This is a genomic window from Polaribacter sp. Z014, from assembly GCF_023555435.1.
GTDB lineage: Bacteria > Bacteroidota > Bacteroidia > Flavobacteriales > Flavobacteriaceae > Polaribacter.
In genome coordinates this window covers 50,089-61,892 of the sequence record NZ_JALCZP010000014.1, presented here as the reverse complement: position 1 = coordinate 61,892, position 11,804 = coordinate 50,089, and the positions used below count along the sequence as shown (strand labels likewise).

The following is an 11,804-nucleotide window of genomic DNA, read 5'->3' as shown; positions in this document are numbered from 1 at the left end:
AGAAATGAACTTTAAAAAAAAGATGACAAAATTTATATTCGTAGTAATAATGTTTTCATACTTCTTTGTGTATTCACAAAGTGAAATTACTATTGATCCTAAAACCCAAAGATTTATAAATGGAGTTTCTGAGTTTAATCGTAATAAATTTATAACGGGTCATTTTTTGTATAATTCTAATGATACCGATTTTGAGTCTTTTAAAAATGAATATAATATTGATTCTGATTATAAAGGTTCTCGTCAGTTTTGGAATCCTTTTGGAAAAGTAAAAAACGGCGTGATTCCTAATGTTCAAAATAAATATTCGGGCATCAGAAATGTGGAGCCACTTTTAGTAGCTACAGGTACAGCTGGTCAACTTTTTTATGATGATAGTAAAGATTACTCTATTGAAGATGTTTCTGTTTTTAGTAAAAATGTAGCCAATTATGTAGCGAATAGTTACAAAAAAGATTGGGCATTAGTTCCGGAGTTTATAGAACCTTTTAATGAGCCTATGGTACATGCTGTAGATTATTACCCAGAAGGGAAAGATGGAAAATACATCACTAGTAAAATAGATAACGTCATTACAAAAATGTGTCAATATCTAAAAGATCTTGGACAATCTATTCACGCAGTTCCAGAATTACAAAACATGAAAGTGGTGGGGTATGCATCTGCGTATCCAGAATTTGAAAATAACGATTTTGATTTATGGAACAAACGTTTTAAAAAGTTTATAGATATTGCTGGTAATGATGTAGATGTTTTTTCTGTGCATTTGTATGATGGTAGTGGATTAAATAATTCTGGAGGTAGACGTTCTGGTGCTAATTCTGAAGCAATTTTAGATTTAATAGAAACGTATAGTAGTATAAAACTGCAAACGGTAAAACCAATTGCTGTAACAGAATATGGTCGTTTGGTAGCTAATCAACCAGGTTTTCCTAGTGTTTCTAATTACGAGCCTATTACAAATTCGCAAGCAGTGCGTTCTCAAATGCATTTGGTGATGAATTTTATAGAAAGAGGAAATGATATGTTGGTTGCTATTCCTTTTAATGTAAACACAAGAAATAGAAATTCGCAATATTCAAAATCTAGTGTTTGGATAAAAGATGAAAACGGAAAAGTAGAACTTACCCAAAGAAAGCTATTCTACGAAATTTGGAAAGATGTAAAAGGGAAAAGGGTATTTACAAAATCTAATAATTTAGATGTACAAACGCAAGCTTTTGTAGATGATAACAAAGTACATGTAGTATTAAATAATTTAAATGATGCTGTGCAAACTGTAGATTTGAATTTATTAAATAAAGAAGGATTACAAAATGTAGATATTAAAAGGGTCAATATTTTTTTAGATAAATTGCCGGAAATAACAGAAACCTCTCAAAATACTGCCCCAGAAACTCTGAGTTTGAATTATGGAGAAACGGTTGTTTTAACGTATAAATTTAATAGTGTTATTGCATTCAATAATACTATTGATAGTAAAAAATATTACGCAACAGAATATTTAAAAACGATTAATGCAAATACAAATAATACATTCACATTTAACAATGTAGCTACTGGAAATGGTTTAGCAACTTTACGTTTAAGTATTGGACGTGCTCATAATTTATCATTAAAACCAACGCTATTTATCAATGGAAACGAGATAAATACTGATGGTGATATTATAAGAGGATACAATCAAAGTACTAGAAAACAGTTTTTTGGAACGCTAGAGATTCCTGTAGAAATTGGGCAACTTAAACAAGGTACAAATACCTTAACTGTAAAATTTGCAGATAATGGAGGACGGATTAGTTCTGCAATTCTTCAAGTTCAGCAATCTCAAAACCCATTGTCTTTAGCATCCAATATTCAACAAAAAAATAAATTCCGGCTCGTACCTAATTATGCTAAAAAAGGTGATTTAGTTACGCTAAATTCTAGTATAGAAAATGAAGAATTTACCATTTATACATTATCTGGAGTTCGAATTTATAAAGGAACTGAAAACAAAATAGATACTTCTAAATTAAATTCAGGTATGTATATCGTAAAAACAACAAAAGAAAATTTAACCGAAAAACTCTTAATATATTAAATAATGAAAAACGTATTAAAATACTTATTGATTGCACTATTTGTATTTTCCGCTTGTAAAGAAGCTAAAAAGGAAAATGTAACATCAGAAACTAAAAAACCAAATGTAGTTGTCATTTATATGGACGACTTAGGTTACGGAGATTTAAGCGCTTATGGTGCTACAGAATTAAAGACATCAAATATAGATGTTTTGGCAAATGACGGAATTAAATTTACCAACGGATACGCAACTTCTGCAACGTGTACACCAAGTAGATATGGATTGTTAACAGGTGTTTATCCTTGGAGAAACCCTAAGGCAAAAATATTACCAGGGTCTGCTCCATTAATTATTACTACCGAGCAAGAAACATTGCCCAAAATGTTTAAAAGAGCAGGGTATCAAACTGGTATTGTTGGTAAATGGCATTTAGGTTTAGGTGCAGGAAATTTAAATTGGAATGAACAGATTTCTCCAGGACCCAATGAAGTTGGTTTTGAAGATGCATATATTTTAGCAGCAACGCAAGATCGTGTACCAACAGTTTATATTAACAATGGTTTTGTAGATGGTTTAGATCCTAAAGATCCAATTTCAGTAAGTTATAAAAAGAATTTTGAAGGAGAACCTACAGGTTTAGATAATCCTGAATTAACAACTATGAAATGGCACCATGGTCATAACAATAGTATTGTAAACGGTATTCCAAGAATTGGATATATGAAAGGTGGAGATGCTGCAAAATGGGTAGACACAGAAATGGCAGATCACTTTTTAAAGAAAGCGCAGAATTATGTAAAAACCCATAAAGAAAAGCCATTCTTTTTATATTATGCTTTGCAACAACCACATGTGCCAAGAACTCCACATCCTCGTTTTGTAGGTAAATCTGGATTAGGACCAAGAGGAGATGTTATTTTAGAGGCAGATTATATGGTGGGTGAATTTATGAAAACCTTAAAAGAAGAAGGTGTTTTAGAAAATACAATCATTGTTTTTTCTAGTGATAATGGCCCTGTTTTACAAGATGGTTATTTTGATGATGCAATAGAAAAATTAGGAAAACATACACCAGCAGGTAAATTAAGAGGAGGAAAGTATAGTTTATTTGATGCAGGTACAAGAGTTCCTTTTATGGTGTATTGGAAAGGTAAAATTAAGCCACAAGTATCAGAAGCTTTGGTTTGTCAGGTAGATTTATTAGCCTCTTTTGCAAGTTTATTAGATGTGAAAGCAGAGGTAAATGATAGTCAAAATATGATGTCTGAATTTTTAGGAAAAAGCGATAAAGGAAGAGATAACATTGTTTTAGAAGCAGGTTCAAAAACTTCTTTTAGATCAGGAGATTGGGTAATGATTCCTCCATACAAAGGAGCTGCAATGAGCTGGCATTCTTTTGTTGAAACAGGGGTTAAAACTGAATTTCAATTATACAATTTAAAAGAGGATGTAGGTCAGAAAAATAATTTAGCTGAAAAGAATCCAGAAAAATTGAAAGAATTATTAGCAGAATTTGTAAAAATTAGAGGAGAAAAGTATTCTAATATTAAAAAGTAATAATGAAGAAGGAAATAGTTTTTTTAGTTTTATTGATGAGTTCAATTTTCCTTGTTGCTCAGGGAAAATTGAACTCATCATTCAGTACTCCTGAAATAGATTCTCAAGTAGAATCGATATTGTCTAAAATGACAATGGATGAGAAAATTGCTCAAATAACAGGAACTCGTATTAGAGAGTTAATGGTAGATGGAAAATTGTCATTAGATAAATGTAGAGAAGTAATTCCAAACGGAATAGGGCATTTTTGTCAGTTTTCTACGGGTCAAGCATTGAATCCTGAAGAATTAAGAGATCTAGTTAGAGAAATTCAGCATTATTTAACAACAGAAACAAGGTTGAAAATTCCTGCTATTTTTCATGAAGAAGCAATTACAGGATTTGCAACGATGGGAGCCACTACTTTTCCGCAACAAATTGGTATTGGATGTTCTTGGAATCCAGGATTGGTAGAAAGAAATACAAATTCTACAAGACAAAACATGAGAGCTGCAGGAGCAACGTTTGCATTATCGCCAATGTTAGATTTAAGTAGAACTGCACATTGGAACCGTCATCAAGAAAGTTATGGAGAAGATGCATATTTAACATCTCGTTTAGGTGTTGCTTTTGTTGAAGGTTTACAAGGAGATGATTTAAAAACGGGTGTTGCTGCAACTGTAAAACATTTTGCGGGTTATGGTACTAAAAACAATGAAGAAAAGGTTTTATATGAAGAATATTTAATGCCTCATGAAGCTTGTATAAAAATTGCAGGCGCAAAAAGTGTAATGCCTTCTTATGGTAAATATAAATCTTTGGCAGTAACAGCGAACCCTATGATGTTAGACCAAATGTTACGTAGAGAAATTGGTTTTGATGGGTTAATAGTTAGTGATTATGGTGCCGTGAATTTAATATATAAAGGCCATAAACAAGCAAAATCTCCTGCTATGGCAGGCGCAATGGCAATTAATGCTGGGGTAGATATCGAATTATCATCACCAACAGCATTTCCATTATTACCAGAGGCTATTGAACAAGAATTAATTACAGAAAAAGAAATTAATACAGCTGTTAGAAGGTCTTTAATAATGAAAGCTAGATTAGGATTGTTAGAAGAGAATCCGCAAATAGGTAAAGATGGTGTATTAGATTTTGATCCTCCAGAATTTAGAAAACTAGCCTATGAAGCTGCAGCTCAATCTATTGTTTTGTTAAAAAATAATGGAATTTTACCTTTAAAAAGCGATGTTAAAAAAATAGCTTTAGTAGGTCCAAATGCAGCTACAACACAAGGTTTGTTAGGCGATTATACGTACCAAGCCATGAGAGCTTTTTGGAAAAGTGAAGAGTACGATCCTTTAAATCCGAAATTAGTAACCCTTAAAGAAGGATTGGAAAATGCATTGGGTAATACAGTAGAAATTGAGCACGAACGTGGTTGTGATTGGAGTGCTGGTTTAGAAGCAAAAATTGATAAAAGTGGTTTTGGAGATAGTCGATTAGGTAAGTTAAAACTGTTAACTGTAAAAGGCTTGCCACAACCAGATTTAAATAATGCTCTAAAAATCGCGAACGAAAGTGATGTAATTATAGCGGCAGTAGGAGAGAATATTGCCTTGAATGGAGAAGGTAGAAAAAGAAAGGGAATAGGACTTCCTGGAGAACAAGAAGCTTTTGTAGAGAAATTATTGGCTACTGGAAAGCCTGTTATTTTAGTTTTATTTGGAGGAAGACAGCAAGTAATAGATAAATTAGAAGGCAGATGTGCAGCAATTATAAATGCTTGGTTGCCGGGTGAAGAAGGCGGAAATGCAATTGCAGATATTTTAACGGGTAAAGTAAATCCTTCTGCAAAATTAAATGTGACGTATCCTAATTCTCAGAAAAAAGAAGAAGTAAATTATCAAAATGGTTATGATGTAAATAATCAACCTTTATATCCTTTTGGGTATGGTTTGTCTTATACCAATTATACCTACAGTAATTTTAAAATGAAATCGAAAGTAAAATTGACTGATGATCGTTTTTCAATTTCATTTACGCTAAAAAATTCAGGTAAAAAAGAGGGAACAGAAATAGTACAATTATATGTTTCTCCGGTTGATAAATCATCAACAATGAAACCTATTCAATTAAAAGGTTTTCAAAGAGTTTCTTTAGAATCAGGAGAAAGTAAAAAAGTAACTTTTAAGGTTTCTCCACAACAATTAGTTCAATATAAAAAAGGGAAATGGATTGTTGAAGGTGGTACCTATGAATTTAAAATAGCTGCTTCTTCAACAGATATTCGATTAAAAGGAAAAGTAACATTAAAAGGAGAAGATTTAATACTCAGTAATGGTAGAGAAGTATTCTTTTCAAAAAGTGAAATAAACTAAAAATAGAGATATGGCATTCAATAATATTGACAAGAAGCTATTATTAATTATAATAATAGCCAGTACAATTTTCTTTAACATAACAGAAACATCAGCTCAAAAAAAGAACATTATTTTTCTTTTGGCAGATGATGCAGGTTATCATGATTTTGGTTTTCATGGAAGTAAATATTTTAAGACTCCAAACTTAGATAAATTAGCTAAACAAGGAGTTCTTTTTAAAGAAGCATATACTACAGCTGCTGTTTGTGGCCCTTCTAGAGCAGGCTTTATTACAGGAATGTATCAACAAAGATATGGTATAGAAGATAATAATGTGCCTGGTTATATGAGTCAGTCTTCAAAATTATTGGGAGATGATATGGGGCTTCCATTGCATATTAAAACAATTGCGAATTATTTAAAACCACAGGGTTATAAATCTGTGATTTTTGGGAAATGGCATTTGGGAGGAAATGACGAGTATAACCCTTTATATAGAGGTTTCGATGAGTTTTATGGCTTTAGAGGTGGAGCAAGAAGTTTTTATGCATTATCACAAAAAGAAGCAGCAGAAAAGCGATTAGACAGATGGGAAAAAGGATTAGGAGTATTTGAAGAACCTAAAAAATATTTAACAGATGAAATTGCAGATGAAGCTTGTGATTTTATAGATAGAAATAAGAAGAATCCTTTTTTTATGTATGTTTCTTTTAATGCAGTTCACACACCTCTTGAGGCAGAACAACAAGATTTAGATCAATTTCCAAATTTGAAAGGGAAACGTAAAAAATTAGCAGCCATGACATTTGCTATGGATAGAGCCTGCGGGAGAATTTTAGACAAACTAAAAGAATTAGGTTTGGATGAAAATACGTTGGTTGTTTTTGCGAATGATAATGGTGGTCCAGATGGTTCAAACACTTCTAATTATCCTTTAAGCGGATGTAAATCAAATCATTTAGAAGGCGGAATTAGAGTTCCATGTATTATAAAATTACCAAATGTAGTTACACCAAATACAGTTTACGAAGAACCTATTAGTATGTTAGATATGTTGCCAACTTTTGTAAATGTTGCTCAAGGAGATGCTTCAAAAATTAAAGGATTAGATGGAGTAGATTTAATTCCTTTTATTACAGGGAAGAATAAAAAGGTACCGCATGAAATGTTGTTTTGGAAAAAAGAAAATAGAGGTGTTGTTAGAAAAGGTGATTGGAAAATGCTACGTTTTCCTGATAGACCAGCTGAATTATATAACATCAAAAAAGACATTACAGAAAACAACAATTTAGCCTATAAATATCCCGATAAAGTAAGAGAAATGTTTAAAGATTTATGGAATTGGGAAAGTGAGTTGGAAAGACCTCTTTGGCAATTAAAACGTGTTTATGAAGTAAATGCTATGAAACGTATGGACGTAAAAAGAGACCCAATTTTAGATAAATAATAAACTAATAATGAAAATTCACAAACTGTTTTATTTTGTAGTAGTAACTTTTTTGATGGTATCCTGTGGTAATAAGCAAAAGGAAGCCAAAGTGTCTAATAAATTAAGTAATCAAGCGATTAGTGTAGATGTAATTGTGCCAGAACATGGTATGGCAGATCCACATGCTTGGGTAGAAAATGGTCGTGTTTATATTATTTGTGGTCATGATGAATCTTGGGATGCAACTTCTTCTTTTCCTATGGATAGATGGGAACTTTGGTCGAGTGAAGATTTAGTTAATTGGGAATTTCACAGAAATTTATTACCACAAGACACTTATATTGGTGATAAACCGAACTGTTGGGCAGGAGATATTTGTGAAAGAGACGGTAAATATTATTGGTTCTTTTCAAACAGAAATATAGATACAGGCGTCATGGTTGCCGACTCAATTACCGGGGAATATAAAGACTTGTTGGGTAAACCATTATTGCCAAAAGGCATTGTACCTGTGCATCCTTATGATCCAGAAATTTATATTGAAGATGATGTGTATACCATTTGTTTTGGTGTGGGGACTTATTACATGGCAACATTATCTAAAGACATGAAGTCTTTAGATACCGAACCAAAAGAAATTATCATTCAAGATAAAGAAGGTAATAAATTAAGAGCAGAAGACAAACCTACGTTATTTAAGCGAAATGATTTGTACTATTTAGTGTATGGAAGTAGGTATTCTATCTCTAAAAACTTATATGGTCCTTATGAGTTTCAAGGAGCGTTTTTAGATGGTGGACATACAAGTTTCTTTGATTGGAAAGGGCAAAAATATGTAATGCAAGAAAATCATGATATCAGTGCATTTTATAGAGGAGCAAGTTTAAAGCCTGTTAATTTTAATGAAGATGGAAGTATTATAATTCCTAAGGATGATAGAATGTATCCAGCTCCCGGAAGACCTTTTGAGTTTAAAAACAGTACCATGGGATGGAAAGCTTTAAGCGGTACAGATCTTTCTTTTAAAGACGGGAAATTAGTAGGTAATTTATCAGAAAAGAATGCCCTTATTAGAAGTGCACCTTGGTTGTATACGGATACAAGATTGTGTTCTGAAGTTATTTTTAATATCAAAAATAATAGTAATGCCAAAGAATTAAAATTTTCAATTTATACACGTAATGAAAAGGAAGATGGTTTTTGGGCTGTTGGCACAGATCCTGTAGATTGGTCTCAGCAACAATGGATTACTATTCCTATTTCTTCTAATGATACCGATTTTAAAACGTATAAAGTCCAGTTATCAGAATTTAAGAATATAGAAAATAGGTTAATGCAAATAGCGCTGCAACCAGCATCAGATAGTAATTCTGGTTCTTGGGAGTTAGATGAAATTATAATAAAATAACATAAGGATGAACATAAACTATTTTTCAAAAAAAATAATCATTTCACTAGTAACAGTGTTTTTGTGCGCTCTAAATGTAGCTGCTCAAAATAGTGGAACTCCTTTTTTTGAAAAAATAAGAACAGAACGTATTGCGTCAGATCAAAGCGTAACTTGGGTAAACTTTGCGACTGGAACTTCTGGTTATTGCGAAGAGTTTTGGTGTCATCCAACAGATACAAATGTGATGTTTAGTGGCCCAGATATGCATGCGGCTTTTGGTACTTGGGATAACGGAGTAACCTGGCAAACACTAAAAGACAGCGATGGTACAGGTGTAGATATGCGTCGTGTAATTGATATCAAATTCTCCTTACAAAACCCTGATTTTGGAATTGCTTTTGCAAACAACCAAACAGGAAGTAATACTAGCGGTAAAATTTATGAAACTAATGATAGAGGTAGAACTTGGAACCTTAATTCTACAATGGGTAAATCTCATTCAAAATTAGCTATTCATCCTACCAATGACAATATATGGTTTTTAGGAGCAGGTGATTTTTGGAATGCAAAAGAGAATAGCAGAAGTTTAGCAAAGTCTAATGGCGAAAAAACTTCTAGGTCTGTTTATGGTTACGTATGGAAAACAACAGATCGTGGTGTTTCATGGAAAAAAGTTGCTAAAGGTTTATCGAATGATTTAGATGTAGGTCGAATTATTTTCAATCCTGGTAGTCCAGAAAATATGATTATGGCCACTAATTATGGTATATACACAAGTGCTGATACAGGCGAGACTTGGACGGCTAACGCTACGGGACTTCCAAATAATTTGCCTAGAGATTTAACATCGCATTACGATGCTAGTACTGGAGATTTTACACTTTATTTAGTGGAACAATCTGTATATACAGAAAATGGAAATAACTCTATTGATACCAGTGGAGGTGTTTATAAAAGTATAAATAACGGATTAATGTGGACTAATATTACCGGAGATTTGGGTATTGATTTTCAAGTTGTAAAAGATTGGACTTCGCGCGACAAGTATAAAAGGTCGGTTTCACACTGGCTTGGTATTCCAAAAAACAACTTAGATAGTAAAGCATATGCTTCAAACATTATACCTGTTTTTAGTATGATTGTTGTAAATCCGCTTAATAAAAATGAAATTTATATCGCCCAGAAAACAAAGCACGGTTATGGTTTTGGTCCTGGAGATTTATGGAAAACTACAAACGGAGGAGCTACTTGGTTTCCTTGTGCAAGACAGGGTAAATATTGGGTAGCCAAAGAAGATCAAACCTATTGGAATAATAAAACTGGATTGAGTACAACTGCAGATAATATCAATTTTGCTCATTTGCAGAATTATATGAACGATCAAAGATCTATTTCAGGTACTAGAATGCTTGCAATTAATGCCAACGGAGATGTTTTTACAGGTATAGATCAGCAAACCTTGCGTTCTAATAATAATGGTACTAGTTGGACACAGATTGATGACGAAGAGGTTGCACCAGACGTATGGAAAGGTAGAGGTAATACAGCACTTCCTGGTCGATTTATGTTACATGAAACAGGTGTTACAGGAAGAAGACTTTTATGTAGTGGCGAGCATGGTTTATTTCAAACTACTGGTACAGATATTGCAAATTGGACAAATACAGGAGCCGTAAATATAGCGCAAATTGAAGGACAGCATTTTGATTTTGGAGGTTATAAATCTGCACATTCGGTAGCCTCGGTTGCTGTTCATCCCAATAATCCAAATACTATTTTTGCGTTAATGGATCGTCAAACACATAGAGGAACGTTACGAAAATCTACCGATGCAGGACAAACGTGGACTAATATTGCTACAATTTTTGAAGGTACTAGTAACGTGTCTTCAACGGTAGCTCCGCAGCATTCGCTAATGATAGATCCGGTAAATCCAAGCAATATGTATTTTACGGCTATCTATAAGCAAATAGCTGGAGTTGGAGGCGGTACAAGTCCTGCTTTAACAAAAGGAAAATACGGCGTTAATAGATCTAATGATGGAGGTCTTACCTGGAATGTTAGTAATGCTGGTTTGCCAGCTGGAGCAAGTGTAAATAGAATTGCCATGCATCCAGATAATTCAGAAACTATTTTTGCAGCTTTAAGTCAGTGGAAAAATTCAGATCCAGGTGGATTATACAAATCTTCAGATGGAGCAGTCAATTGGAAGAAAGTTATAATTCCTTCAGTAATAAAATCTGTTAATAATATTTTTATTGATAGAAATACAAAGCATATGTTTATTTCTACGGGTTCTAGATCTGGAGCAATGAATTCTGGTGGAGTTTGGAGAAGTATTGATAACGGTGTTAATTGGGAATTAATCTTTGAAGCGCCATATGTTTGGCAAACAGAAACATCTCCAGTCAACTCAAATATAATAATAATTTCAGTAGCATCTCAAGTACCAAATATGGCAGTTAATTTTAAAAACCCAGGTGCATATATTTCTGTTGATGCTGGTACAACTTGGACTAAGATAAATAAAGGTTTGGCACATTCTGATAGAATTACAGATATAAAACCAGATCCGTATAACGAAAACATTATTTGGTCTGCCGGTTGGGGTAGTGGTTGGTACAAAGCAGTTATAGATGTAAATACTTTAGCTGTTAATGATATTCGTGAAAATAGCAAAACAATAAAGTTATTTCCAAATCCTACAACACAAGGTATTCTAAATGTTCATGGTTTTAGAGCTGAAGAAGATGTAAACTACACGATTGTAGATGCTTTAGGGAAAACACATACAACTGGTTCTTTAAATCAAAATAAAGTAAATGTTTCTGTCCTTAAAAAGGGAATGTATATAATATCTCTGTCCAATAAGGTGAAAAATGTTTCGTATAAATTTATAAAGAATTAGTTATAAAAGCGAATATAATTATCATAACAATTTTAGCAGTAACGTTGTTTAGAGTAATAATAAGATAAGCACTAAATTAGCGGGTTAATAGCTGAATTTAGTGCTTTTTT

Annotated in this window: 6 protein-coding genes; all 6 read left to right on the top strand. The window is 32.9% G+C overall.

The genetic code is table 11. The features are described 5' to 3' along the window. Window positions 1-22 precede the first annotated feature (22 nt). The 6 genes from MPF19_RS14040 to MPF19_RS14015 are packed head-to-tail and all read left to right on the top strand — an operon-like array spanning window position 23 to window position 11,694. Entirely contained in the window at window positions 23-2,083 is a 2,061-nt protein-coding gene (locus MPF19_RS14040; RefSeq protein WP_249988722.1) for a T9SS type A sorting domain-containing protein, read from the top strand. Between the two features lie 3 nt (window positions 2,084-2,086). Continuing rightward, window positions 2,087-3,622: a sulfatase family protein gene (locus MPF19_RS14035; protein WP_249988721.1), complete on the top strand. Its 1,536-nt coding sequence runs from the start codon at window positions 2,087-2,089 to the stop codon at window positions 3,620-3,622. A 2-nt stretch (window positions 3,623-3,624) separates the two neighbouring features. Then, complete coding sequence (locus tag MPF19_RS14030) at window positions 3,625-5,985, top strand: glycoside hydrolase family 3 N-terminal domain-containing protein (RefSeq protein WP_249988720.1); 2,361 nt, start codon at window positions 3,625-3,627, stop codon at window positions 5,983-5,985. Window positions 5,986-5,995: 10 nt separating this feature from the next. Beyond that, on the top strand, window positions 5,996-7,414 hold the full coding sequence (locus MPF19_RS14025; RefSeq protein ID WP_203392230.1) for a sulfatase: 1,419 nt from the start codon (window positions 5,996-5,998) through the stop codon (window positions 7,412-7,414). 10 nt (window positions 7,415-7,424) lie between these two features. After that, window positions 7,425-8,804, top strand: a complete 1,380-nt coding sequence (locus MPF19_RS14020; RefSeq protein ID WP_249988719.1) for a family 43 glycosylhydrolase — start codon at window positions 7,425-7,427, stop codon at window positions 8,802-8,804. A 7-nt stretch (window positions 8,805-8,811) separates the two neighbouring features. Next, a complete protein-coding gene (locus MPF19_RS14015) occupies window positions 8,812-11,694 on the top strand; it encodes a T9SS type A sorting domain-containing protein (protein ID WP_249988718.1) in 2,883 nt (960 codons plus the stop codon). Window positions 11,695-11,804 lie beyond the last annotated feature (110 nt).